This window comes from Litoreibacter ponti (assembly GCF_003054285.1).
GTDB lineage: Bacteria > Pseudomonadota > Alphaproteobacteria > Rhodobacterales > Rhodobacteraceae > Litoreibacter > Litoreibacter ponti.
The window spans coordinates 2038147-2063220 of sequence record NZ_QBKS01000001.1; the positions used below are offsets into that span (position 1 = coordinate 2038147).

Genomic DNA, 25074 nt, shown 5'->3' on the forward strand with positions numbered 1-25074 from the left:
TGCTTCCACCGACAGATACTCTCCCCACAATATATGGTACTTGCTGCAGTGAATCCATAGCCACAATAGTCAGATAGGCACTGGAACCTCAACGTGTCGATCTCTATGAGACTGCAAAACGAGGAAACAAGCAATGCAATCATGTCGACTTGGAGCCTAAGTCGCTGTGTTTGATAATGATCTCTTCCCCGTTCAAACTCGAACCGTGGACCTGCTGACTAGATGCCATTTGATCGAAGGGCCGCTTTCATTCGTTAACGCTGTTGATTGCTTTCGCAGCGAAAGACCGCTTCCCGCCCTAGGTGCTTTTCGGTGCCAATGCAAATGCGGCTCGAATGCCACCGAGAAACGACTTGCCTTGCCTTACCTTTCGAGCGGTACTGTCGTTGCGCTCGACCCCATTCGCGTGCGCCGCCCGGAAAATCCGGGCTCTGCTCAGTAGCAGCGGAATGTCTCCGCTGAACCTCTGAGGAGACCGATATGACCACATCATCGAACACGCAGAAGTCTGATGCAAAGCAGAAGAAGCAGAGCCGGGTGACCAAGAAAGACCAGCTGATCAAACTGCTGAGCGGGAAGGTTGGCGCGGACATCAAGGTGCTGAGTGACAAACTCGGCTGGCAACAGCACACGACACGGGCGGCGCTGACGGGGCTGCGCAAGGCAGGGTTTCAGATCGCCGGGGAGAAGTCTGCAAAAGGGAACGCGTCGAAGTACCGGATTCTATCAGCGCCCTTTCCGGAGCAACCCACGGCAGCGAATGAGGCTGATCATGCCGGGTAGGCCGGACCCGGATCGCGCAGCAGCGCTGAAAGACTGGGAGGCGGTCTTCGGATCGCCTCCGCCCTCTTACCTGTCGGTCGCCTTAATGCAGAAGGCAATCGGCCACGAATGCCAATGCAAGCGGGCAGGCGGCTTACCCGCAGCGACGCGCCGGGCATTGCTGCGGATTTCTGCGGGGGAAGATGTCGCGGCTGCTGCTCCGACAAAGCTCAACAACGGGGCGCGGCTTGTTCGGGAGTGGAACGGGCGCAGCTATCATGTGGATGTGATCGAGGGCGGCTTCCGGATGGATGACCGTACCTGGCCATCGCTATCAGCTATCGCCAAACACATCACAGGCACGACCTGGTCAGGGCCGCGCTTCTTCGGTCTGACCAGCAGGGGCAGCACTTGAAGAAGATCCGTTGCGCCATCTACACCCGCAAGTCTTCCGAGGACGGGCTGGAACAGGAATTCAACTCACTCCACGCCCAACGGGAAGCCTGCGCGGCCTATGTCGCCAGCCAGAAGCACGAGGGCTGGGTGCTTCTGCCGGATCACTACGACGATGGTGGCCTGTCGGGTGGCAGTCTGTAGCGTCCTGCCTTGCAGCAGCTTCTGGACGATGTTGCCAACAGGCGGGTGGATCAGGTTATCGTTTACAAGATCGACAGGCTGACGCGGTCGCTCTCCGACTTTTCGAAGATCGTAGATATCCTGGATGCGGCGGAAGCGTCCTTCGTCTCGGTGACCCAGTCGTTCAACACTGCAACCAGCATGGGACGTCTGACGCTGAACATGCTCCTCTCCTTTGCCCAGTTCGAACGGGAGGTCACGGCAGAGCGCATCCGGGACAAGATCGCCGCGTCCAAGCGCAAGGGGCTCTGGATGGGTGGACAGGTGCCCTTGGGATACAACGCAAATGGCCGCACCTTGAAGATCAGGGAAGACGAAGCACAGACAATCCGCACGCTCTATGGTCTTTATGAAAAGCATGGCACCGTCAGGGCCGTAAAGGCCGAAGCTGAGAAGCGTCGGTTGCGCAGCCGCAAGCGCGCCGCCGCTGACGGGACGGTCTCCGGCGGTGGTGCCTTCGATCGCGGACACATCCATCACATCCTGACCAACCCGATCTATGCCGGGCGTATCAGGCACAAGGACAAGGTGCATGAGGGACAACATGATCCAATCATTGATCCCGACCGCTGGAACCGGGTTCAGCAACTTCTACAGCGGGGCGCGGCGAAGAACAGAGGCCGCAAGACTGCTCAGAAACGCTCCCATTTGAGCGGCAAGCTGTTTGATGAAACGGGTGACCGGCTGACACCGTCGCACTCCAAAACGCGGAAGGATGTGCGCCTGCGCTACTACATCTCCCACCGGCTGGTGGCCCGGAGCGGCGAAGGCCATCAGGATGGTTGGCGTCTGCCTGCGGAAGAACTGGAGCGCCAGGTCGCTGACGTCCTGCGGCAAACCATCTCCGTACCGGGCTTTGCAGCGGACCTGCTGCCCAATGCAACCGCAGATCAGGTTCGCCGTACTGACGCAAGGCTATCAGAGTTGCTGGCATCAACCAGCGAGCAACGGTTTCTGACGCTGGTGGATCGGATCATCGTGTCACCGGGAGAGATGCTGGTCGGGCTTTCCGCGGACCAGATGGCACGCTGCATCGGGTCAGATACAGTCAACATCAATCTTGACAGCCTCAACTTAACGGTCCCGTTCCAGCTCCGTAAGCGTGGCGTAGAAACGAAGATCATCCTGGCCCATCAAAGCGTCACAAAGGACGAGGTGCTGATCCGTAACATCGCCAAAGCTCATGCTTGGTTTGAGCGGATCAAATCAGGCGAGACCTTCACCGCCATCGCAAAGACCGAAGGCACATCGAAGCGCCGCATCCAGCAGATGATCAGGCTGGCGTTCCTCGCCCCGGACATTGTGCGCGATGTTCTGGACGGCAAGCAGCCGATTGGCTTCACCTCGGATTGGTGCAAAAAGCACGAGCTCCCAAGTAACTGGGACGATCAGCGCCAGCTTCTGGCAGCGCTCTGACGCTAACTACCCACACCTGCTACCGCGAAAATGCCGCGCCCAGACTTTTGCGGATATCGAGGGGTATTCCGACCCAACATACGGTCTGCGCAAGCGCCACTATCTGCTAAGCCACCGAAAGCACGGGACTATATAAAGCGCACGTTGCACCGTCTGGAATAAAGAGAGTGTGTGGCTGGGATGGTAGGATTCGAACCTACGGTACACTGTACCAAAAACAGTTGCCTTACCACTTGGCTACATCCCAACAGTGGGGGTGATTTAAAGCGCCTTGCCCCATGCTTCAAGTGCAAAATCGCAACTTGCCGACCCACGGGGCGGGGTTTATGGCCCGGGCCATGACATGGGATGTGATCATCATCGGGGCGGGTGCCGCAGGCATGATGTGTGCCATCGAGGCGGGGCGGCGCGGGCGCTCGGTCCTGGTGCTTGATCACGCCAAGGCCGCAGGCGAAAAGATCCGCATCTCGGGCGGGGGGCGGTGCAATTTCACCAACTTCGACATCCAGCCGGATCGCTTTTTGTCCCAGAACCCGCGCTTCGCGCTCTCGGCGCTCAAGCGCTACACCCAGTGGGATTTCATCGCGATGGTCGATGCGGCGGGTATCCCGTGGCACGAAAAGACGCTCGGGCAGCTCTTTTGCGACCGCTCCGCCAAGGATGTGATCGCGATGCTGCTGGGCGCGATGGACGACGCGGGCGCACAGCTGCGGCTGAACACCAGTGTCGAGGCCGTCGCGCAGCGGGAGGGCGGCTTTCGGATTGAGACCTCGGCGGGCGCGCTGGACTGCGCGGCTTTGGTGATCGCCACAGGCGGAAAGTCGATCCCGAAGATGGGCGCGACGGGATTTGGCTACAAGATCGCCGAGCAGTTCGGGCTGAACCTGATCGAGACACGGCCCGCGCTAGTGCCACTGACCTTTGCCGAACAAGAGCTGGCACGCACCAAGGATCTGGCCGGTGCATCCGTTACGGCAAAGGTTGCCTGCAACGGGGCGAGCTTTGACGAAGGCCTGCTGTTCACCCATCGGGGGCTGTCGGGGCCATCGGTGCTGCAAATCTCAAGTTACTGGCGCGAGGGGGACCTTCTGGAAGTCGATCTGGCGGCCGTCGCAAATGTCGGCGAGACCCTGAAAACCGCGCGCGCGTCGGCCGGGCGGGTGTCCGTGAAGAACGCGTTGGCGCGGGTGATACCGGAGAAGCTCGCGGCACAGGTTGTGGCTGAGGTCGGGCTCGAAGGAAACCTGGCCGATCAGAACAACGCGGCCATCGACCGGTTGGCAGACCGCGTGCATCGCTGGCAAATCAAACCCGTGGGCTCGGAAGGGTACAGGACCGCTGAGGTGACGCTGGGGGGCGTCGATACCGACCATCTGGACGCCCGCACGATGGAGGCTAAGGCGGTCCCGGGCCTGTATTTCATCGGCGAGGTCGTGGATGTGACGGGCTGGCTGGGGGGCTACAACTTCCAGTGGGCGTGGTCATCGGGATGGGCGGCCGGGCAGGTCTGCTAAGGAGCGCCCCGCTTTTCTTTGCAAGGCACACGAAATATCTACACCCGGCAGGGATCTTCCTTGGCAAGCCCATCAAACGCCATCAGGCTTTTGATCAATGCGGGCATCTGGTCCAGTGGGATCATATTGGGCCCGTCGGAGGGGGCCGTATCCGGCGCCTCGTGCGTCTCGATAAAGACACCCGCGATGCCCAATGACACCGCGGCGCGTGCCATCACGGGCGCAAACTCGCGCTGGCCACCAGATGATCCGCCCTGCCCGCCGGGTTGCTGCACCGAATGGGTCGCGTCCATGATCACCGGGTAGCCGGTCTTGGCCATGGTGGGCAGAGACCGCATATCCGCCACCAAGGCGTTGTAGCCAAAGGACGCACCGCGCTCGGTCAGAAGGATCTTCTCGTTCCCGGTGCTCTCCACCTTGGAGATGACATTTGGCATGTCCCACGGGGCCAAGAATTGGCCCTTCTTGATGTTGACGACCGCGCCGCTTTTGCCCGCCGCAAGCAACAGGTCAGTCTGGCGCGACAGGAAAGCCGGGATCTGGATCACGTCCACCGCCTCAGCCGCGGGGGCGCAGTGGTCGGGCGCGTGCACATCGGTAAGTGCGGGGCAGCCGATCTCGGCGCGCACGTCGGCGAGGACGCGCAGCCCCTCCTCCATCCCCAAGCCACGCTTGCCAGAGAGCGAGGTGCGGTTGGCCTTGTCGTAGCTTGCCTTGAAGATGTAGCGCGCGCCCGCCTCCGCGCAGGCTTTCGCCATCGCGCTTGCGATCATCAGCGCGTGGTCGCGGCTTTCCAGCTGGCAGGGACCAGCGATCACGGTCAAGGGCAGGTCATTGCTGCACTCAAGCGACCCGATCTTCACGGTCTTCATAATGGCTCATACCTGTTCGCGGAGGATAGACGACGTCAGCGAGACCATCAGGTAAATGGCACAGAAGATCAAGAAGGCGAGCACCGTGTTCTCGAACGCGCGCGGATAGGTCGGCTCGTCCGGTGCGACCGGCGTCACGCCCACGGACAGGTAGCGCACCTGACGGTTCGCCTCCAGCCGCGCCGCCTCGAACTGGGCTTCGGCCTGGGCCAGAAGCCCTTGGCGGACCTCCAGATCGGCCTGCGCCACCAACAGCTCGCCCGAAATCCGGGCCAGCGAGCCGGTGTTGGCGTTGCTTTCGGTCAGTTGCGCCCGTTTCTCTTCGATCAGGCTTTCCAGCTGCGCGATCTTGTTGCGCGAGGCGGAGACCTTGGCCTGATTGGGCCGCTGGTTTTCCAATGTCGTCTGCAGCGAGATGCGTTCGCTCAATAGCTCGGATTCAAGTTGGGTGATCTGGCCAAAAACGGCCTGCACTTCGCTCTCCGGGCTCAGGACACCCAGCTTTTCCTGCAGCTCGACAATGCGTTGCTGGGCCGCGATCATCTTGGCCTCGGCGTCACGGCGGGACTGTTCGGCCCCATCCATCTGATCGCCACGCAAACGGGCGGTCAGCTGGTCGACACGCTCTTCCGCGTAGTCGATCAAACGCTCAGAGAACAGCGCAGAGGTCGCCGGATCAGCCGCGCTGACCTCCATCTTGATCACGCCCTCGGTCGGGTCATAGCCGATCTTGACGTGCTTTTTGTAAAGCTTGTAGGCGTCCTCGTTCGTGCCATCGACCTCGATGCGTTGCAGCGCGTCGACTTGCGGCTGGGCGAAATGGTCCTTGAAACCTTCGTCCTCGTCCAGCCGGATCATTGCGTCGCGCGATTGCAGGTAGCCCTGAACAGTTATGCTGTCCTGCGATGTCGCAAGACCGGTGCCCGAGAACAGCCCGCCAAGTTGTCCGGCCGATGAAGGCTCGGCCGTCTGGATGATAAATTCCGACTTGGTGGCGTACATCGGCGTGGCGACGGCATAGTAGTAGTAGCCCGCAACGAATGTCGGCAGCAGCACAAAAATCGCCAGCCGGATCATCAGAAGCGTCGCGCGGCGGCGGCGGCGTTTGGCGATATCCTTCTGGATCGCCATGATGTCTTTCGCGCGCTGGTCCTCGGTAATCACCTGCGTGGATGGCACCTGCGGCTTCTGCGTCACCGTGGAGGGAAGCTGGGGCTTCGCATCACCGGTCGTGGCCGGGGTCGAAGGCTGGTCCTTGGCGACGAGCTCCAGCATATTTGCGCGCTTGAACGGGTCGATCCCCTTCTCGCGCAGCAGGCGCACGGCGTCGAAATCGGAGACCGGCGCCAGGCCCTGTTTCTGCGCAACGCGCCGTGCCATGCGAAGCTGACGGCCGGTCAATCCTTCGCGGCGAATGGCATCAATGGCCTCTGCCGGGGTTTGCGGCTTCTCCGCTTCGGCAGGGTCCGCGGCCACGGCAGCCGCTCCGTCGGTGCGGAAGGTCTGATCGCCAAAGCCGTCATCGCTCCCGTTGTCGAACATCATCGGCTCTTTCTGGAGCACATCGGCTACGTTCGCTGCCGCCGATTGCACAGCGGGCTTCGGCGCGCCGTCGCCAGAGGCGTGCGCGGCAGGCTGCGCAGGGGCCGCAGGCTTGGCCTGGGCCGCCGCGCCTTCCGATCGCCGGATGCGGTATTTCTTAGCTTTGGGTTTCGTAGTCATACAAATGCTTCGCTTCTTCCAAAGTGTCGAACATGACCAGCTTGCCCTTACTCAGGACCGCCGCCGAGCGACAGAATTTCTCCAGCGTTTCGGGCTGGTGGGACACCACGATTACCGTGGCCTTTTGCAGCCGGTCCCGCAGGATGGACCCGGCCTTTCGATTGAATTCCACGTCGGTCGTGGCGGGCATCCCCTCGTCGATGAGGTAGATGTCAAATTCCAGCGCGAGCAGCAGCGAAAAGGTGAAGCGCGCCCGCATGCCCGACGAGTAGGTCCCGACCGGCATATCGAAATATTCCTCCAGCCCGCACAGGTAGCGGCAGAAGGCCTCGATATAGTCGGGATCAAGCGAGTAGAGCCGCGCAATGTAGCGGCAGTTCTCGCGCGCGGTGTGCTTTCCGGCCACGCCGCCCATGAAGCCCAGCGGGAAGGAGATGCGCGAGGTGCGTACGATCTCGCCCTCATCCGGCTTCTCCAGCCCCGCCATCATGTTGATGATCGTGGTCTTGCCGGTGCCATTGGGCGCGAGGATGCCGATCGAGTGGCCCAAATCCACACGGAACGAGGCGCGGTCAAGGATCACCTTGCGCTGCGTGCCCGTCCAGAAGGACTTGCTGACGTCTCTAAACTCAATCATCGCGGGGAAGTCCCCTTGCCTCGTGTATGTCCGCATGTTGCCTGCGGATCTCTTGGTACGGGTTTACCCGCCCTTTGAGGCCGCATTATGTCGGATCGGACCCCTGTATATCAACGCCATTTCGGTAAATAAGGCATGAATGAGGCGGAAATTCCCCGTTATTGGCCTCTGTCCGCGCAACAATCGCGGCATTGAGCGCGGAATCCGGCCTGCGCGTTTCTTGGCGCGCAACAATCCTCTTCAGGCGATCAGCCCCCAAACGAGCCCCGCAGATACCGAGCCCAGGAAGGCCAGCCCAAGATAGGCCGCGAACACCCGCGGCTTGACCAGCGCCCAGACGGCGATGGCGGCGGGGATGCAGCTGACGCCACCGGCCAGCATGAAGGACATCGCGGCGCCGGGGCTCATGCCTTGGGTCAAAAGCGCATCGACCAGCGGCACGGCCGCATAGCCGTTCAGATAAGCAGGCGCGCCCACCAGGGCCCCCAGCACGACCGGCCAGACACCGCTGCCACCCAGCACGGAAGAGACCAGCTCTGCGGGCACATAGAGCACCATCAGGTTCTCCAAAAGATACGCCAAAAACAACCACTTGGCGAGGAAGGCAAGGTTCTCCCATGCGGCGGATTTGAACACCTCGACCCGCTTGGGCTCAGACCAGAAGCGCCATACGGGCGTGCCTTTGAAGGGCGATCCGCAGCCGCAGCCGCCTTGGCTGACCTCGCGCAGGGGATCGACGAAGATCGGCGTGCGGGCGAGCGCCATGGTCGCAAAACCGCCGAACAGGCCAAGGCCCACGGCAGACGCCGTCTTGGCAATCGCAAAATCCCAACCCAGCGTGCCGGAGGTGATCAGGAACATCGCCGGATCCATCAGCGGCGAGGCGAGCCAAAAGGCCATCACCGCCGACAAGGGCACGCCCGCCACGAGAAGCGCGGCGATGAACGGGATCACCTCGCAGGAACAAAACGGCGCAAGCCCGCCCAGAAGCGCGGCAAGGAAGATCATGCGGCTTTGGCGGCCCTTGAAGGCTTCGGCCACCACGGCCTCGGCCCCGGTGGCCTTGAGATAGCCAATCGCCAGAACCGCAAACAGGATGAAGAGGCCGGTATGGCCCATGGACTCGAGCGTACCCTGCAGCACGGGGCCGACCTGCGCGGTGTCGAGCAGCGCCAACAGCGCCAGTATCGCAGCGCTGGTCAGCCAGACCTTGGGCAGTTTGGCCCAGATGGCGGGGGGCGATTGGGTCAGGTCAGCCATGGTGATGGTCCTCGAGATCGGCGCAGCATTCGGCCAGCAGGAAGTCATTGAGCCGCTTGAACGTCGCGGTGTCGGCCATCGCGCAGATCACCGAACGCCCCTGCCGGGTCTGCTGGATCAGCCCGGAATTTGCGAGAATTTTCAGATGGTGGGTCAGGTTCGCGCCCGAAAGCCCGGTCGCCTCGCCCAACGACCCGATGCTCATGCCTTGCGCGCCTGATCGGGTCAGGGTGCGCAACAGCTGCAAGCGCTGCTCTGATCCAAGGGCGGCATAGGCGCTGGCGGCTTCGACAAGGGACAGGTCGGGGTCGATAAATGTTTTCATGATTCTATAATTATAGAAATGTAAAAATTATGGCAATCCCCTTTCGCGCGTCCTAAGTCTGGGCCATGCCGCTCGACACCCTGAAATCCGACCTTGCCGCCTGCACAATCTGCGCGGACCGCTTTGCCGCAACCCATACCGCGCACGCGCCCAAGCCGTTGGTCTGGTTCGAGCCAAGTGCGCGGGTTCTGATCGCTTCACAAGCCCCCGGAATGCGCGCCCACCTAGGGCCGGTGCCGTTCATGGACGCCTCTGGCGTGCGGTTGCGGGACTGGCTGGGGCTGGACGAGGCGCGGTTCTACGACCGCAGCAAACTGGCCATCGTGCCGATGGGGTTCTGCTTTCCGGGCTATGACGCAGATGGCGGCGACCTGCCGCCACCCGCAATCTGCGCGCGCACATGGCGGGCGCGCGTTTTGGCGGCCTTGCCAGAGGTCAAGCTAACACTGCTGATCGGTGCGCGCGCGCAAAGCTGGCACCTTGGCCCCGGCCGCATGACGGACCGGGTGGCCGACTGGCGCGCCCATGCGCCGGATGTCTTCCCCCTGCCCCATCCGTCCTGGCGCAACACCGCGTGGCTCAAGCGCAACCCGTGGTTCGAGGCAGAGCTGCTGCCCGCCCTGCGCGCACGCGTGGCGGAGGTGATGGCGTGAGCCTTGAGGCGCTGAAATCCGACCTTGCCAGCTGCACGATCTGCGCGGACCGCTTCGCGGCGACCCATACCGGCCATGCGCCACGCCCGGTCGTCTGGTTCGACCGGGGCGCGCGGCTGCTGATCGCGGGGCAGGCCCCCGGCGCGCGGGTGCATGAAAGCGGCCAGCCTTTCACCGATCCGTCTGGCGACCGGCTGCGCGACTGGATGGGGGTGGATGAGGCGACATTCTACGACCGCACGCGCGTGGCGATCCTGCCCATGGCGTTCTGCTTCCCGGGCTATGATGCAAAAGGCTCCGACCTGCCGCCGCCGCCGGTCTGTGCGCAGACATGGCGCGCGCCGCTGCTGGACGCGCTGCCGGAGATCAAACTGACCCTGTTGATCGGCGGCTATGCGCAGAAATTCCACCTTGGGACCCGCAACGTGACCGAGACGGTCGCGGCCTGGCGCGACCACGCGCCTGGGATTATCCCCTTGCCGCACCCGTCCTGGCGCAATACCGCATGGCTCAAGCGCAACCCGTGGTTCGAGGCCGAGCTGCTGCCGGTGCTGCGCGCCCGTGTTCAAGAGGCCCTCACATGACGCCCATCGATGTCGCCCACGCCGCCATGGAGGCCGCGCCCGACGATGATGCCGCCCGGCTGCGCTTCTACGAGCGTTTGGGCGACGCGGAGTTGGAGCTGCTGCTGGAGGCCGAGCCGGAGGGCGACCAAATCGCCCCGCAGGTCTTCCCGGTGGACGGGGTCGACTACGTGCTGGCCTTTGACCGGACTGAGCGGCTCGCGGCCTTTGCCGAGGCGACCGTGCCCCATGTGACCCTGTCGGGCCGGGTGCTGGCGGGGATACTCGCGGGCCAGGGCATCGGGCTGGGCGTGAACGTGGATGTCGCGCCATCGTCGATCCTGATTCCGCCCGACGCGGTCGCGTGGCTGGCCGACACGCTCGCCCATGGCCCGGCGCAGGCGCAGGATGCTCCGTCAGAGATCCGCGCGCCTGCGGGCTTGCCGGAAAGCCTGATCACCGCGCTCGACGCCAAGCTCGCGACCGCCGCAGGGCTGGCGCAAGCGGCCTATCTGGCGGGCGTCACGTATCGCAGCGGCACCCGTGGCCACATGCTGGCCTTCGTGGGGGCGGAGCCCGCCGCGGAAGCCGCGCTGGCCCGCGCGGCGAACGAGGCACTGGTCTTTTCCGGCATCGAGGCGGGCGCGCTGGATGTGACGTTCCTGGACGCGAGATCGACCATCGTCGGCGCGCTCACCAAGCACGGGCTGCGTTTTGACCTGCCCCAGCCGATCGAACCCGCGGCCCGCCCCGCTCCCGGCAGCGATCCGGAGAAGCCCCCAAGCCTGTGAGCCAATCCGGCTTCGTTTTGGCAAAAATACTCAAACGCCCCGCAGGGCCCGCCTAATACCCGGCGTCCCGGTCGACTTGGTGCAGAAACGGCTCGCCCGCCTCGCCCCGGCGCACATTCTCCGCCACGACCTGGGCCGCGGTCACCGCGCGGGTCTCGGAGGCGATATGGGGCGTGACGACCACTTTGGGATGCGCCCAAAAGGGATGATCTGCAGGCAGCGGCTCGACATCGAACACATCCAGCACAGCGTGGCCCAAGCCGCCCGCGAGGGCGGCGAGCAGCGCGTCATCATCCACCAGCGGACCGCGACCCGGGTTCAAAAGGCACGCGCCCGGCGCGAGCAGCGCCAGACGCTCGGCATTGATCACATGGGTCGTGGCGGGCGTGGCGGGCAGCAAAAGCACCACGATATCCGCGGCGCGCAAAGCGGGCGCGAGCCCGCTTTCCCCGTGATGACACGTCACGCCCTCCAAACTCTTCTCCAAGCGCACCCAGCCATGGACCTCGAAATTCAGCGCGGCCAGCGCCTGCGCGCAGGCCGACCCCAAGGCCCCCAGCCCCAGGACACAGACCTTGCGCTCGCGCGCCAGAGGCGGCGCGGAGCCCGCGCGCCAGATACCATCCTGGCCCTGCAGATGCGTGTCCATGCCAAGGTGAAAGCGCAGCGCGTGGCCCATGACCCATTCGACCATGCCTTCGGTCAAACCGTGATCGACCATCCGGCACAGCGGCACCTGCAAGGTTTCGTTTGTGACCATCGTCTCGACCCCAGCCCAAAGGCTCAACACCGCTTTCAGCCGCTTAAACGGCGTGAAGTCCAGCTGGCCCTTTGAGGGGCCATAGATCACATATTCCACTTCGGCCGGGTCCATCTCCGGCGACAGGTTAACCGCCAATCCGGCGGCCTCGAACGCCGCACGCAAAGGGGCTTCGTAGTCGTCATACCCGGGCGAGCCGGAGGCGAAGAGCACATTGATCATGGACAGAGGACCTTAACGCGGACGGTGGACATGGGCGCTCTGCATGAGCCCGAAGGCGATCAGCAGGACCAGCATCGCGGAGCCGCCGTAGCTCACCATCGGCAGCGGCACGCCCACCACCGGGGCCAGCCCCATCACCATGGACATGTTGACGGCAAAGAACAAAAAGAAGGTCAGCCCGATCCCCAGCGTCAGCAGCGACGCAAAGCGGTCCTTGTTCGACAGCGCCGAGATCACGCAGAAGACCAGCACCAGCACGTATAGCGCCAGCAGGGAAATTCCGCCCACAAAGCCAAACTCCTCAGCCAGTGTCGTGAAGATGAAGTCGGTATGCTTCTCCGGCAGGAAGTTCAGCCGCGACTGCGTGCCTTGCATATAGCCGCGCCCGGTCCAGCCACCGGAGCCCAGCGCGATCTTCGATTGCGTGATGTGATACCCCGCCCCAAGCGGGTCGGAGGCGGGGTCGATGAACGTGTCGATCCGGCGGTATTGGTAGTCCTTCAGAAGTTGCCAGGTCGTACCACGGCTCTCGAACACCGCGCCCACAAGCCCCGCAGCGGCGCCAATCACCGCAGCGAAATAAGCCCAATGCACGCCCGCCAGAAACATCAAGCCACCACCGCCGAATACTAGCAACAGCGCCGTGCCGAGGTCCGGCTGGCGCAGCACCAGAAACACCGGAAGCGCGATGATCAGCACCGGCAGGAACACCCAGAACGGACGGGAGATTTTCTTTATATCGACCCAGTCATAATAAGCCGCGAGGAACATCACCAAGGTGATCTTGGTCAGCTCCGACGGCTGCAATCGCATGAAGCCCAGGTCGATCCACCGTTGCGCGCCCATCCCGGTGACCCCGAAAAATTCCACGCCGATCAGCAATAGGATCGACAGGCCATATGCGAGTCCGGCGATGTTGCGCAGGAACCAGACAGGCACCATCGCCACGAGGAACATCAGGAACAAGCCCAACGCGAACCGCTTCATCTGCGGCTCGGCCCACGGGTTCAACGAACCACCAGCCACCGAGTAAAGCATCAGGAAACCCACGCTCGCGATGGCCGTCAGCAGCAGCACCACCGGCCAGTTCAGGTACAGCACCTTGGACAGCCCGGACGGCACCGATTTGACGTTATACTCGAGGTAACTCATGCCTGCGTCTCGGGTGGGGTTGGGTCAGACGGGTCCCACACGGGCAACTTGCCCAGCGCAGAGCTGATACGCCCGCGCTGCGACTGCGGGTAGGAATTGAGCGAGGGCATACCGCCCTCTTGCGCGGCAAGAATGATGTCGCGCGCAATCGGCGCTGCCGCGGTGGAGCCGCCGCCGCCATGCTCCACCACGACCGAGATCGCGTATTTCGGCTTATCAAAGGGCGCAAAGCCCACGAACAGCGCGTGGTCGCGCCGCTCCCATGGCAGGTCTTCGTTGCGGAACACGCCCCGCGCGCGCTCGGCGGCGGTGATGTTGCGCACCTGGCTGGTGCCGGTCTTGCCCGCCATGCGCAGGCTCTTGTCCGCGATGCGGGAGCTGTAGGCCGTACCACGGCTCTCGTTGGACACGGCGAACATGGCGTCCTGAATATAGCGCATCTGGTTCTCGTTAAGCCCCAGCGGCGCGCCGGTGCCCAGCGGCGTCTCGACATCATTGACCGAGCGCACAAGGCGTGGGGTCACGGCGCGGTTGGTCGCCAGACGGGCGGTCATGATCGCCAGCTGCAGGGGCGAGGTCAGCACGAGGCCCTGCCCGATGGAGGCGTTCAGGCTGTCGCCGATCACCCAATCATTGCCGCGGTTCTCGCGCTTCCACGCCTTGGTGGGCATGATGCCGGTGGCTACCGCGGACATCGGCACATCGTGCCGCTCCCCCAGCCCAAGACGGCGGCCCATGGCGGATATCTTTTCGATCCCCACCCGCTGGGCCAGCTCGTAATAGTAGACGTCGCAGCTTTGCTTGAGCGAGTTGCGCAGGTTCATGCGCCCGTGGCCGCCGCGCTTCCAGCAGTGGAAACGGCGCGAGGCGAGCTCGGTGTGGCCCACGCAACGGATCGTCTCTTCGGGGCCGATCTCGCCCGCCTCCAAAGCGGCCAGTGCCGTGACCATCTTGAAGGTCGAGCCGGGCGGGTAGAGACCCTGCACCGCCTTGTTGGCGAGCGGGCGGTACTTGTTCTCGGTCAGGCTCGCGTAGTCCTTCACCGAGATGCCCCGCACGAAGAGGTTCGGATCGAAGGCGGGCGCGGAGCCGATGGCGAGCAGATCGCCCGTCTCCACATCCATCACCACTGCGGCCGCACTTTCGCCCGACAGGCGGGCCTGGGTGAAGTTCTGCAGGCGCGTGTCTATGGTCAGCTGCACGCTGGAGCCCTTCTGGCTCTCGTCGCGGCCCAGCTCGCGCATGACGCGGCCGCGCGCGTTGACCTCGACCCGCTTTGTGCCCGCCTTGCCGCGCAGGGCACGCTCAAGCTTGTTCTCGGTGCCGGTCTTGCCGATCTGGAACTTCGGGATCTGCAGCAGCGGGTCCTTGTCGTCGATCCGGCTGAGATCATAGTCCGACACCGGGCCCACGTATCCCACGATATGGGCAAAATCCGCCCCCCGCGGATACATGCGCGACAGGCCGAACTCGGGATGCACACCGGGCAAAGCCGGGGCGTTGACGGCGACCTGGCTGATATCCTCCCAACTGAGACGATCGGCGATGGTCACCGGCACCAGCCGCGAGCGTTTGCGCAGCTCTTCACGGATACGCTCGAGATCCTCCATCGTCATGGGGATCAGCTTGGACAGGTCGTGCAGCACCTTCTCGACGTCATCGACCTCGTCGCGCACGATGGTCACGCGGTAGTTCTGCTCGTTGCCCGCGATCAGCAGCCCGTTGCGGTCAAAGATTTGCCCGCGCGCGGGGGGCAGCAGGCGGATGTTGATGCGGTTCTCTTCGGCTAGCAGGCGGAACTGATCGGCTTGCTCGACCTGCAGGTGGCGCATGCGCAGTCCCAGAAGCCCGGCAAAAGCGGCCATGCCGCCACCAAGCACCAGACCGCGGCGCGAGATGATCGCGGCGCTTTCCTCGATATCCTTCTGCGCGCGTCTCATCCGATCGCCCCGCTTGCCTCTAGCTCGCCCGGTTTCACCCGCCGTACCCGCAGCATAAAGTGCACCACGGCGATGACAAAGGGGTAGGCCAGCGCGGTCGTCAAAATTTGAAGCAGCGTCGTCGTGAAGGCCGCCTGCGGCACCGCGAAGATGGCGAGCATCAGCGCGTTACCGAGCGTGATGGCCGCGAAGGTTCCCGCCACCAGCGGCACCTCGAACGGGATTGGCAACTCTGTCGAGCCCGCGCTTCGCGTGCGCAGCACCTCATAGCCGATGAGCGAAATCGCGGCCCACAGCCCGACCGGGCGCAAAAACAGGATGTCGGCCAGCAGGTGCACGCCCACAATCAGCAGGACCGGAGCCCATCGAGGACGGCGCATGATAAAGGCGGCGGTAAAGCAGAACAGCAGGTCCGGCCCCGGAATGCGCCCGCCCCCGCCCTCGCGCACCAGCTCGCCCGAGATCGGGTCGATCAAGGTCACGGCGGCGGGTAGCGTGCCCAAAGGCAAGAGCTTGACGAAGATCGCGATCATGCAGACGACCAGAAAGACCACGCGGTAGAGAAACCGTCGGGAGGTGATCGGATCAACCATCGGTCGCCTCCACCTGGTCGATCTCGGTGGGCGGGGTCTCGTCCACGGCGATCAGCCGCCCGGTCGTGTCGATCCCTTCAGCCGCGGGGGTGCGCATCACCCGCAGGAACTCCAGACGACCGTAATCGGCCGAAAGCTTCACACGCAGGCGGCGGTCCGCGCCCTGCACGATCTGGCCCACCAGAATATCAGCCGGGAAGACCTTGCCGTCGCCGGATGTCACGACCCGGTCGCCGGGCCGCACATCCTCGACGTTGTCGACAATATCAATCGGCGGGGCGAGCGTGTTGTCACCGATCAGCAGCGCCTTCTGTCCCGACGGCTGGATCGTCACCGGCACCCGGCTGTTGGTGTCGGTCAGCAGGATCACCCGTGAGGTGCTGTCGCCCACTCCTGCAATCCGGCCCACAAGCCCGAGCCCGTCCATCGTCGCCCAGCCATCACGGATGCCGTCCCGCGCGCCCACGTTCAGCAGCACCGAGCGGCGGAAGGGCGAGCCGTTATCCGTCAGCACCACGCCGGTCACAAAGGTCAGCTCCGCGTTCAGGCGCACCTTGTTCAAATCCAGAAGGCGGGCGTTCTCCTGCTCCAGCTGGATCGCGGCCTCGCGCCAGCTCTTCATCTGCTGCAGCTCGCGGCGCAGTTCCTGATTTTGCTCGTAGATGCGGGCGTAGCTCTGGAAATCCTCAAACATGCGCCCCACGCGGGTCACCGGGGCCAGCGCCCAGTCGAAGGACGGCACCACGGTGTCCACCACATTGGCTCGGAACCGCTCGACCCGTGGGTTGTCGATGCGCCAGATGCCGAAGATGGCAAGCAGGAACAAAACCAGGACCCCGATCAGAACGCGTCTGACGGGGCGGGCATAATCCTCTTGTCCGCGTCGGTCTATCGCCATGGCACTCGTCTCGCAGCGGGGGCGCAGCGCCCCTGCCCCTTAACTATCGTAATCAATCACGTGGCGCAGTTGTTTTTCGTATTCCAGGGCTTTGCCGGTGCCGAGCGCCACACAATTGAGCGACTCGTCGGCGACCGATATGGCAAGCCCCGTCTGCTCGCGCAGCGCCAGATCCAGCTCGCCCAGAAGCGCGCCGCCGCCGGTCAGCATCACGCCCCGGTCCACGATGTCTGCCGCCAGATCGGGCGGGGTGGCTTCCAGCGCGGTCATCACCGCCTCGCAGATTTGCTGTACGGGCTCGGCCAGCGCCTCGGCCACCTGGGCCTGGTTGATCTCTGTCTCTTTGGGCACGCCGTTGAGTAGGTCCCGGCCCCGGATTTGTAGCGAAGAGCCGCGCCCGTCATCCGGCATTCGCGCCGTCCCGATAGAAGTCTTCACCCGCTCGGCCGTGCTTTCGCCCACCAGAATGTTCTGGTGGCGGCGTAGATAAGAGATCAGCGCCTCGTCCATCCGGTCGCCGCCCACGCGCACGGAGCGTGCATAGACGATATCGCCCAGCGACATCACGGCCACCTCGGTCGTACCACCGCCAATATCCACCACCATCGAGCCCGTCGGGTCGGTGATCGGCATACCCGCGCCAATCGCGGCAGCAATCGGTTCTGCAATAAGCCCCGCCTTGCGCGCGCCCGCGCCCAGCACGGATTGCCGAATGGCGCGCTTTTCCACGGGTGTCGCGCCATGGGGCACACAAACGATGATCTTGGGCTTGGTGAAGGTCGAGCGGCGGTGCACCTTGCGGATGAAGTGCTTGATCATCTCTTCGGCGGTGTCGAAGTCGGCGATGACGCCTTCGCGCATGGGCCGGATGGCCTCGATGCTGCCGGGCGTGCGCCCCAGCATCAGCTTGGCGTCCTCGCCCACGGCCAGCACTTCCTTACGGCCCGCCTTGGTGTGATAGGCCACCACCGAGGGCTCGTTGAGTACAATGCCCTTGCCTTTGACATAGACCAGCGTGTTGGCCGTGCCGAGGTCGATGGCCATGTCCGACGAAAACAGCCCTGAAAATATACCAGCCATAGTGTTAAGCGCCCCAGCCCCAAATCTCGATTGACCGCCGACTCACTCCGGCCCGCGGCACGTTCCGCGCTTTATAGGCATGCGCCGCTGCGCATGGAACCCTAGCGGGGGGCCCGATCAGCACTATTCCGCCACGCTCCGCTGCGCTAGGGATGCGGCATGCTGTCCTACCAACATATCTTCCACGCCGGGAACCCTGCCGATGTGCACAAGCACGCACTGCTCTGCGCAATGCTGGGCTATATGTGCGCCAAGGACAAACCGATCAGCTACCTCGAGACCCATGCCGGTCGCGGGCTCTATGACCTTGGCGCGGCGGAGGCTCTGAAGACAGGCGAGGCCGCGGCCGGGATCACGTCGCTCGCCGCGCGCATGGCCGGCGATCACCCTTATCTCGTCGCGCTGTCGGGCATCCGCGCAGCCCATGGGGCGCAGGCCTATGCGGGCTCGCCCTTGCTGGCGGCCGGGATGCTGCGCGACGGCGATCGGATGCATCTGGCCGAGTTGCATCCGCAGGAATTTGCCGCCCTGCGCGACGCCATGCGCCCGTACCGCGCCAAATGCTACCAGCAGGACGGGTTCGAGATGGCCCACGCCATCTGCCCGCCCGAGCCGCGCCGCGGCCTGATGCTTATCGACCCAAGCTACGAGGTGAAATCGGACTACGCCACCATTCCCGGCCAGATCGCCAAGCTGCACCGTAAGTGGAAAGTCGGCGTGATCGCGCTGTGGTATCCGATCCTGACCTCCGGCGCCCACGCCCCAATGCTAACCGCGCTCGAGGCGCTCTCCCTCCCGAAAGCCCTACGCCACGAAGTCCGCTTCCCCCCCGTGCGCGCAGGACACAGAATGGTCGGATCGGGGATCTTCATAGCAAACGCGCCCTACGGCCTGGAGGCCGAGGGCGCGCAATTGTCAGAGTTGTTCAGAACCGCGTGGGCCTAGGTGCGATGGCGCCTCAGATAGGCCAAGCCACCAATCCCTGCCAGCAGCAATGGTAGCGACGCGGGCAGTGGCACCGGCTCTGGTACATTCAATGCCGCAACAGTACCGGTCAATCTATAGTCACCTCCCCAATCTCCCAATTCAGTAGAAATAAATCCTCCTACGACAAAACGATACGTTCCCTGGCCAAGCATTTGTCCACCTAACAAACCGACCGTTGTGTTCAATGAAATATCATTGATGATCTCAAAGCTCGTCCCAATTTGGAAGATATCCGCAGCGAGAAGAAAGCCAGACGGACCGGAGCCTTCAACGATTATTGACAGGCCTGTCAGCTTCGTGCCGGCGCCAATTTCAAATTCAAACACATCCTCAGGATCATTTCCAGAATCGCAACCATCGGTTTGCAAAGCAACGCACTCGCCAACAAGATCTCCTACAACGCTAGTTTGACCGATGGCACCAACGCCAATATTTGGAAACGCACCCGCGGAGCTTTCAGGATAATCCCCGCCGCGCGCGTTTCTCTCGAGCACATCTGGATTGATCGGCGTCGCCATCGCAGAGGTGGCAAGCACCGTGGCCGCAACTGTTGCGGCAAGAAATTTCATCATAAATTTTCCTTCAAAAAAACTTGGTGGGTCAGATTAACCACGAAACGCGATCTCAAACAGAATTATTCGAAGAAGTCGCAGGGCTTTGTTTCGCAAGTGGAAAGAATGCCCTGCCGAGGGTTCTAAACGACGTCCTTGTAGGACACCTCCGGCACGTCGCCACCGGATTTCTCACGGCGCACGACGAGGCGGTTCAGCGCATCGACATAGGCCTTCACCGAGGCCACGACCGTGTCCACATCCGCCGACTGGCCGGTGGCAATCTTGCCGTCCTCTTCCAGCCGCACTGACACCGTCGCCTGCGCGTCGGTGCCTTCGGTTACGGCGGCCACCTGGTAGACCTGCAGGCGTGCTTTATGCGGGAACAGCGCCTTCACGGCGTTGAATGCCGCATCGACGGGCCCGTCGCCGGTGGCGCGCACGGAATGGGCCTCGCCGCCGATCTCCAGCGTCATCTCCGCCGATTTCTCCAACCCCATGCCGCAGGCCACGCTCAGGGCGGTCAGCTTGATATGATCCGCCTCCGCCTCGCCCACCTGCATCAGCGCGATCAGGTCGTCGTCGTAGATTTCCTTCTTCTGGTCGGCCAGCGCCTTGAAGCGCACGAACACGTCCTTCAGCTGGTTATCCCCCAGCTCGTAGCCCAGATCCGCCAGCTTCGAGCGCAGCGCGGCGCGGCCCGAATGCTTGCCCATGACCAGATTGGTCTCGGTCAGGCCCACATCTTCGGGGCGCATGATTTCGAAGGTTTCGGCGTTCTTCAGCATCCCGTCCTGGTGGATGCCGCTTTCATGGGCGAAGGCGTTCTTGCCAACGATGGCCTTGTTGAACTGCACGGCAAAGCCGCTGACCGCAGCGACCCGGCGCGAGATGTTCATCAGCTTGGTGCTGTCGATCCCCGTCCGGTAGGGCATGATGTCGTTGCGCACTTTCAGCGCCATGACCACCTCTTCCAGCGCGGTGTTGCCCGCCCGCTCGCCCAACCCGTTGATCGTGCATTCGATCTGGCGCGCACCCGCTTCGACGGCGGCAAGAGAGTTCGCCGTCGCCATGCCCAGATCATTGTGACAATGGGTGGCGAAGATGATCTCGTCGGCGCCGGGCACCCGCTCCAGCAGCATCGCGATCAGGGCGGCACTTTCGCGCGGGGCGGTGTAGCCCACCGTGTCGGGGATGTTGATCGTCGTGGCGCCTGCCTTGATGGCGATCTCGACCACGCGGCAGAGATAGTCATCCTCGGTCCGGGTCGCGTCCATCGGCGACCACTGCACGTTGTCGCACAGGTTGCGCGCGTGGGTGACCGTCTCATGGATGCGGTCGGCCATCTCGTCCATGGTCAGGTTCGGGATCGCGCGGTGCAGCGGCGAGGTGCCGATGAAGGTGTGGATGCGCGGCTTTTGCGCGTGCTGCACGGCCTCCCAGCAGCGGTCGATATCCTTGAAGTTGGCGCGTGCCAGCCCGCAGATCACGGACCGCTCGGTCTGCTGGGCGATGGCTTTCACGGCCTCGAAATCCCCCTCCGATGCGATGGGGAAGCCCGCTTCGATGATATCGACGCCCATCTCGTCCAGCAGGCCTGCGATCTCCAGCTTCTCGGCGTGGCTCATGGTGGCGCCAGGGGACTGCTCCCCGTCGCGCAATGTGGTGTCAAAAATGACGACTTTGTCTTGTTCGCTCATGGTCTTGGTCTCTCAAATGCGGGGCTTAGAGGAGGCGGTGTTCGCGTCGCCGGTGTTGGGCAGGCCTTGGGGCTCGATCAGCAGGACGCGCGCCTCGGTGACGGCGCGGGGGCGGTGCACGACGCCGCGCGGCACGACGCATAGCTCGCCGGGGCCCATCACGATGCTCTCGCCGTCTTCGCGGTCCAGGGTCACCTCGCCGTCAAGAACCAGGAAAAAATCATCGCTGTCGTCATGCTTGTGGAAGGGAAACTCGCCCGCGAACTTCACCACCATGATGTCGTTGCCGTTGTAATCGGCGACCACATGGGGGTCCCAATGAGTGGAGAACTGCGCCAGCTTCTCGTGCAGATTGACCTTTTGCATGGGGTCACTCCTTAGCTTTTTGTCCGGATGTGTCGGGCGCTGGCACGGGCTGAGCGGCTCGCGCCCGGGGGCACGCTCAGCGCAGGCTAAGAAGTAGGATATGGGCGTTGATGCTCATGGGGCGGCAGCATACGCCTGCGGGCGCAAAAGAAAAGGGGCTAATTGCAGGCGGGCGTGCCCTCGTCCGGGGCGGGTGCACCGGTCCCGTCGGAGGCTGCGAAATCGAACTGCGCGATGCGGTCACCGGTGTCGAAAGCCACGTAAAGCGTGCGGTTGTCATCTGCCAGCGCCAAACCTTCGGGATCGGTCGCGATGGCGTTGATGTCATAGAGCGCAATCAGCGCGCCCTGCGCCGTGAACTCAAAAATCGCGTTCAGCCCCTGGCTGTCATCGGCGGCGAGGATGCTGCCGGAGACAGGATCGGTGACAATGCCCTGCGGCTCCAGCATCGGCGGGTTTTGCGCAGTGCCTTCGATCCGGAGGCGCTGACTGCCATCGGGGGCCAGCGCGACCAGCGCCGCCGGATTGTCGTCGGCAATCCAGACCAGCCCCGCCTTCTGGTCGATATGCAAACCGTCGCTGTCCACGATGACCGGGTTCAGCTGGAACGGCTGTGACAGCACTGATCCGTCCCGGCCCAGGGCGATGAAATTGCCCGCGCCATCAGTGGCCAGCAGCTGCTCGCCATTGAGCGCGACGTCATCGACCCGCATCGGCACGGGATAGGTCGCCTGCAGTTCGCCCGCGAGATTGACGAAGCTCAGATACTCCGCCTCGTGGGCCACCCACAGGCCGCAGCGCTGCCCATCGAATGCCAGACCCGTCGGCCCCTCAATCGCGAAGCTGGACTGAAAGGTCAGGCCCGCGGCGGCGGGGCCGCTCAACAGGCAAAGAGCTAGGAGCATGCGCATTGCGGCAGTCTAGCGCAGGCCAGACACAGCGCAAGATTTGACCTCTGCCCCCGCCCGCTTAGGTCAGGCCCCATGGCACAGGTATTGATCATAGGCGCGTCTGGCGGCATCGGCTCCGCTTTGGCAGAGGCCGCGCGGGCGCGCGGGGATGACGTCACGGGGCTGTCGCGCAGCCGCGACGGGCTGGACGTGACGGATGAGACCTCAATTGAACGGGCGTTCAAAACCCTGCCCGGACCGTTCGACCTGATCATCTGCGCCACCGGCGCGCTGGTCATCAACGGCCATGAGCCCGAGAAGATGGTCAAGGCACTCAGAGCCGAAGCGCTCACCCAGCAGTTCCGGGTTAACGCCATGGGCCCTGCGCTGGTGCTGAAACACGCGATCCCGCTCATGCCCAAGGACACGCCCGCCACCTTTGCGGCGCTGTCGGCGCGGGTCGGCAGCATCGGCGACAATCAGATCGGCGGCTGGCACAGCTACCGCGCCGCCAAGGCCGCGTTGAACCAGCTGATCCACGGCGCAGCTATTGAGCTGAAGCGCACCCACAAGCAGGCCACCTGCGTCTGCCTGCATCCCGGCACGGTCGAGACGCCCTTCACCGCCGAATATGCCGGGCGACACAAGACGACCCCCGCGCCCGAGGCAGCACGCAATCTGCTATCGGTGCTCGACGGGCTGACGCCTGCGCAGACCGGCGGCTTCTATGACTATTCCGGCGCGGAGGTGCCTTGGTGACCCGTCTCGTTCTCGTTCTTGGCGATCAGCTGTCGCCCAACCTGTCCGCCCTGCAGAAAGCCGACAAATCCCAAGACGTCGTCGTGATGGCGGAGGTCGCGGACGAGGCAAGTTATGTCCCGCACCACCCCAAGAAGATCGCCTTCATCTTTGCCGCCATGCGAAAATTCGCGGCATCGCTGGCAGATGATGGCTGGAGGGTCGACTACACCAAGCTCGACAGCAATGAGAACACCGGCTCGATCACGGGCGAGTTGATCCGGCGGGCCGAGGCGCATGACGCCAAGGGCGTCATCGCCACCGAGCCCGGCGAATGGCGGCTGATCGAGGCGCTGCAGGAGATGCCGCTGAAGCTGCATATGGTCAACGACACCCGGTTCATTGCCTCCCACAAGGAGTTCGAAGATTGGGCCGAGGGCCGCAAGGAGCTGCGCATGGAGTGGTTCTACCGCGACATGCGACGCAAGACCGGGCTTTTGATGGAGGGCGACAAACCGGTCGAGGGCAAATGGAACTTCGACCACGACAACCGCAAGCCCGCCCCCGACGAGGTGGACTACAACGGCCCGATGCAGTTCACACCCGACGAGACCGTGGAAGAGGTCCTCGATCTGGTCGAACAGCGCTTCGGCGATAATTTCGGCACGCTCAAGCCGTTCTGGTACGCCACCGACACCGGGCAAGCGCGGCGGCAGCTGACCCATTGGGTCAAACATGGGTTGCCGAAGTTCGGCGACTTTCAGGACGCAATGCTCAATGACAATCGCTTCCTCTATCACTCGATCATCAGCTTCTACATCAATGCCGGACTCTTGGATCCGCTAGAGGTCTGCCAACAGGTCGAGCAGGCCTACAAGGACGGCCACGCGCCGATCAACGCCGTGGAAGGCTTCATCCGCCAGATTATCGGCTGGCGCGAATACATGCGCGGTATCTACTTCCTCGAAGGGCCCGACTACACATCGCGCAACGTGCTGAAGCATGACCGCAAGCTGCCGGAGTTCTTCTGGGGCGGCGAGACGAAGATGAACTGCGTCTCCAAGGCGGTCGCGCAGACCCGGGACGAGGCCTACGCCCACCACATTCAGCGCCTAATGGTCACAGGCAACTTTGCCCTGCTGGCGGGCATCGACCCGCACGAGGTGCATGAGTGGTATCTGGCTGTCTATGCCGACGCCTATGAGTGGGTGGAGGCGCCCAACGTGATCGGCATGAGCCAGTTCGCCGATGGCGGGATCGTCGGCTCGAAGCCCTATGTCTCCAGCGGCAGCTATATCGACCGCATGTCCGACTACTGCAAAAGCTGCGCCTACAAGGTGAAAGACAAGACGGGCGAGGATGCCTGTCCGTTCAACGTGCTGTACTGGAATTTCCTCGTGCGCCACCGCGAGCGGTTCTCCAGCAATGGGCGCATGGGGCAGATGTATTCGACCTGGGACCGCATGAAGGACGAACGTCGCGAGACGGTCTTGGCCGAGGCGGAGGATTTTCTCGACCGCATGGACGCGGGCGATCTGGTCTGAGCGGGCCCGAAACGCGCGCCTTCGCGCGTTTGGAAAGGCCATTCCAATGGCCTTGCGCCATAAAGAAACCCGAATCCATACGAATCCGACGCGGTCCGTTTGTTAACAAAGCGGCAGATTCGGCACGATTCGCGCGGGTCTGCCACGGCTTTGCCACATTTGAAATCTCGTAACATACGGATTTTTAAAGATTTTACTTCGTGAACCGAAGATGAACGCCAAATTTCGCCTCTGTTCAAACATGATCCGCCATAAAGGCATCATCGAAAGACACAGCAGACGCCCAGAAGGACGAATGACATGACCGGAACCTTTGCAGAGATCGCACGAGCCCGCCGCATCGAAGCCCTCCAGGCGATGTATGGTGACGATGCCGAGCTCATGGCGAAGCCCGCCCCCAAGGCCCTGCGCTTCGCACCTGTCGATCAACTGCTCGACACACTCAGCTTTCAGGACCCTCTGCGCCTTATGGCGGCCTGAACGCAAAAGGATAGACCCCTCC

General features: G+C 63.2%; 27 protein-coding genes and 1 tRNA gene. 12 read left to right on the forward strand and 16 right to left on the reverse strand.

Annotated features, from left to right (window positions below):
- Positions 1–480 precede the first annotated feature (480 nt).
- Genes C8N43_RS10350 through C8N43_RS10360 form a run of 4 tightly spaced genes read left to right on the forward strand, consistent with a single transcriptional unit; the run spans position 481 to position 2814 of the window.
- Positions 481–783 carry a DUF3489 domain-containing protein gene (locus tag C8N43_RS10350; protein ID WP_107845522.1) on the forward strand — a complete coding sequence of 101 codons (303 nt, stop codon included), beginning with the start codon at positions 481–483 and terminating at the stop codon, positions 781–783.
- Complete coding sequence (locus tag C8N43_RS10355; RefSeq protein ID WP_107845523.1) at positions 773–1177, forward strand: DUF2924 domain-containing protein; 405 nt, start codon at positions 773–775, stop codon at positions 1175–1177. Before C8N43_RS10350 ends, C8N43_RS10355 begins: the two co-directional genes overlap by 11 nt.
- Positions 1174–1359 (forward strand): recombinase family protein, encoded by a 186-nt coding sequence (locus C8N43_RS19815; protein WP_245912968.1) that lies wholly within the window; start codon positions 1174–1176, stop codon positions 1357–1359. Before C8N43_RS10355 ends, C8N43_RS19815 begins: the two co-directional genes overlap by 4 nt.
- A gap of 9 nt (positions 1360–1368) precedes the next feature.
- Positions 1369–2814, forward strand: a complete 1446-nt coding sequence (locus tag C8N43_RS10360; RefSeq protein ID WP_245912969.1) for a recombinase family protein — start codon at positions 1369–1371, stop codon at positions 2812–2814.
- Between the two features lie 172 nt (positions 2815–2986).
- Here the strand turns inward: C8N43_RS10360 and C8N43_RS10365 are convergent.
- Positions 2987–3061: transfer RNA gene (locus C8N43_RS10365), tRNA-Gln, on the reverse strand.
- Between the two features lie 91 nt (positions 3062–3152).
- Here C8N43_RS10365 and C8N43_RS10370 point away from each other — a divergent pair.
- The gene (locus C8N43_RS10370) at positions 3153–4328 is read left to right on the forward strand and encodes a BaiN/RdsA family NAD(P)/FAD-dependent oxidoreductase (RefSeq protein ID WP_107846324.1); all 1176 of its coding nucleotides are present in this window, start codon (positions 3153–3155) and stop codon (positions 4326–4328) included.
- Between the two features lie 38 nt (positions 4329–4366).
- Here C8N43_RS10370 and kdsA read toward each other — a convergent pair whose 3' ends face one another.
- From kdsA to C8N43_RS10395, 5 genes are all read right to left on the reverse strand, one after another.
- Positions 4367–5200: a 3-deoxy-8-phosphooctulonate synthase gene (gene kdsA / locus C8N43_RS10375; protein WP_107845524.1), complete on the reverse strand. Its 834-nt coding sequence runs from the start codon at positions 5198–5200 to the stop codon at positions 4367–4369.
- Between the two features lie 6 nt (positions 5201–5206).
- Positions 5207–6922, reverse strand: coding sequence for a KpsE/RkpR family capsule polysaccharide export protein (locus C8N43_RS10380; RefSeq protein WP_107845525.1), 1716 nt, complete (start codon positions 6920–6922; stop codon positions 5207–5209).
- Positions 6900–7559 carry an ABC transporter ATP-binding protein gene (locus C8N43_RS10385; protein WP_107845526.1) on the reverse strand — a complete coding sequence of 220 codons (660 nt, stop codon included), beginning with the start codon at positions 7557–7559 and terminating at the stop codon, positions 6900–6902. The genes C8N43_RS10380 and C8N43_RS10385 overlap by 23 nt, the downstream gene beginning before the upstream one ends.
- 240 nt (positions 7560–7799) lie before the next feature.
- Positions 7800–8819 (reverse strand): permease, encoded by a 1020-nt coding sequence (locus C8N43_RS10390; RefSeq protein WP_107845527.1) that lies wholly within the window; start codon positions 8817–8819, stop codon positions 7800–7802.
- A complete protein-coding gene (locus tag C8N43_RS10395) occupies positions 8812–9144 on the reverse strand; it encodes an ArsR/SmtB family transcription factor (RefSeq protein ID WP_107845528.1) in 333 nt (110 codons plus the stop codon). Before C8N43_RS10395 ends, C8N43_RS10390 begins: the two co-directional genes overlap by 8 nt.
- A 65-nt stretch (positions 9145–9209) precedes the next feature.
- Here C8N43_RS10395 and C8N43_RS10400 point away from each other — a divergent pair, with 65 nt between their 5' ends.
- The 3 genes from C8N43_RS10400 to C8N43_RS10410 are packed head-to-tail and all read left to right on the forward strand — an operon-like array spanning position 9210 to position 11151.
- Positions 9210–9797 (forward strand): uracil-DNA glycosylase family protein, encoded by a 588-nt coding sequence (locus C8N43_RS10400; protein WP_107845529.1) that lies wholly within the window; start codon positions 9210–9212, stop codon positions 9795–9797.
- Positions 9794–10381: a uracil-DNA glycosylase family protein gene (locus C8N43_RS10405; protein ID WP_107845530.1), complete on the forward strand. Its 588-nt coding sequence runs from the start codon at positions 9794–9796 to the stop codon at positions 10379–10381. The genes C8N43_RS10400 and C8N43_RS10405 overlap by 4 nt, the downstream gene beginning before the upstream one ends.
- Positions 10378–11151, forward strand: coding sequence for an SseB family protein (locus C8N43_RS10410; RefSeq protein WP_107845531.1), 774 nt, complete (start codon positions 10378–10380; stop codon positions 11149–11151). The genes C8N43_RS10405 and C8N43_RS10410 overlap by 4 nt, the downstream gene beginning before the upstream one ends.
- A gap of 52 nt (positions 11152–11203) precedes the next feature.
- Here C8N43_RS10410 and C8N43_RS10415 read toward each other — a convergent pair whose 3' ends face one another.
- From C8N43_RS10415 to C8N43_RS10440, 6 genes are read right to left on the reverse strand one after another with little or no spacing between them, the layout of a single operon-like run.
- Positions 11204–12133: a 2-hydroxyacid dehydrogenase gene (locus C8N43_RS10415; RefSeq protein WP_107845532.1), complete on the reverse strand. Its 930-nt coding sequence runs from the start codon at positions 12131–12133 to the stop codon at positions 11204–11206.
- Between the two features lie 12 nt (positions 12134–12145).
- Positions 12146–13285 carry a rod shape-determining protein RodA gene (gene rodA, locus C8N43_RS10420; RefSeq protein WP_107845533.1) on the reverse strand — a complete coding sequence of 380 codons (1140 nt, stop codon included), beginning with the start codon at positions 13283–13285 and terminating at the stop codon, positions 12146–12148.
- On the reverse strand, positions 13282–15225 hold the full coding sequence (gene mrdA / locus C8N43_RS10425) for a penicillin-binding protein 2 (RefSeq protein ID WP_107845534.1): 1944 nt from the start codon (positions 15223–15225) through the stop codon (positions 13282–13284). Before mrdA ends, rodA begins: the two co-directional genes overlap by 4 nt.
- The gene (locus tag C8N43_RS10430) at positions 15222–15818 is read right to left on the reverse strand and encodes a hypothetical protein (protein ID WP_107845535.1); all 597 of its coding nucleotides are present in this window, start codon (positions 15816–15818) and stop codon (positions 15222–15224) included. Before C8N43_RS10430 ends, mrdA begins: the two co-directional genes overlap by 4 nt.
- The gene (gene mreC / locus C8N43_RS10435; RefSeq protein WP_107845536.1) at positions 15811–16716 is read right to left on the reverse strand and encodes a rod shape-determining protein MreC; all 906 of its coding nucleotides are present in this window, start codon (positions 16714–16716) and stop codon (positions 15811–15813) included. The genes C8N43_RS10430 and mreC overlap by 8 nt, the downstream gene beginning before the upstream one ends.
- Before the next feature lie 39 nt (positions 16717–16755).
- Entirely contained in the window at positions 16756–17796 is a 1041-nt protein-coding gene (locus tag C8N43_RS10440) for a rod shape-determining protein (protein WP_107845537.1), read from the reverse strand.
- A gap of 159 nt (positions 17797–17955) precedes the next feature.
- Here C8N43_RS10440 and C8N43_RS10445 point away from each other — a divergent pair, with 159 nt between their 5' ends.
- The gene (locus C8N43_RS10445; RefSeq protein ID WP_107845538.1) at positions 17956–18741 is read left to right on the forward strand and encodes a 23S rRNA (adenine(2030)-N(6))-methyltransferase RlmJ; all 786 of its coding nucleotides are present in this window, start codon (positions 17956–17958) and stop codon (positions 18739–18741) included.
- On the opposite strand, the gene C8N43_RS10450 is transcribed toward C8N43_RS10445, so the two are convergent.
- The 4 genes from C8N43_RS10450 to C8N43_RS10465 all read right to left on the reverse strand — a co-directional run bounded on the left by C8N43_RS10450 (position 18738) and on the right by C8N43_RS10465 (position 22305).
- Complete coding sequence (locus C8N43_RS10450) at positions 18738–19352, reverse strand: VPLPA-CTERM sorting domain-containing protein (protein WP_158269964.1); 615 nt, start codon at positions 19350–19352, stop codon at positions 18738–18740. The genes C8N43_RS10445 and C8N43_RS10450 overlap by 4 nt on opposite strands.
- Positions 19353–19477: 125 nt before the next feature.
- Positions 19478–21034 carry a 2-isopropylmalate synthase gene (locus C8N43_RS10455; RefSeq protein ID WP_107845540.1) on the reverse strand — a complete coding sequence of 519 codons (1557 nt, stop codon included), beginning with the start codon at positions 21032–21034 and terminating at the stop codon, positions 19478–19480.
- Positions 21035–21046: 12 nt separating this feature from the next.
- Entirely contained in the window at positions 21047–21400 is a 354-nt protein-coding gene (locus C8N43_RS10460) for a cupin domain-containing protein (protein ID WP_107845541.1), read from the reverse strand.
- 158 nt (positions 21401–21558) lie between these two features.
- On the reverse strand, positions 21559–22305 hold the full coding sequence (locus tag C8N43_RS10465; RefSeq protein WP_146174203.1) for an NHL repeat-containing protein: 747 nt from the start codon (positions 22303–22305) through the stop codon (positions 21559–21561).
- 78 nt (positions 22306–22383) lie between these two features.
- Between C8N43_RS10465 and C8N43_RS10470 the strand changes: the two genes are divergently transcribed.
- The 3 genes from C8N43_RS10470 to C8N43_RS10480 all read left to right on the forward strand — a co-directional run bounded on the left by C8N43_RS10470 (position 22384) and on the right by C8N43_RS10480 (position 25052).
- On the forward strand, positions 22384–23049 hold the full coding sequence (locus C8N43_RS10470) for an SDR family NAD(P)-dependent oxidoreductase (protein WP_107845543.1): 666 nt from the start codon (positions 22384–22386) through the stop codon (positions 23047–23049).
- On the forward strand, positions 23046–24572 hold the full coding sequence (locus C8N43_RS10475; protein WP_107846325.1) for a cryptochrome/photolyase family protein: 1527 nt from the start codon (positions 23046–23048) through the stop codon (positions 24570–24572). The genes C8N43_RS10470 and C8N43_RS10475 overlap by 4 nt, the downstream gene beginning before the upstream one ends.
- Before the next feature lie 300 nt (positions 24573–24872).
- A complete protein-coding gene (locus C8N43_RS10480) occupies positions 24873–25052 on the forward strand; it encodes a hypothetical protein (protein WP_107845544.1) in 180 nt (59 codons plus the stop codon).
- The last annotated feature ends 22 nt before the right edge of the window (positions 25053–25074 follow it).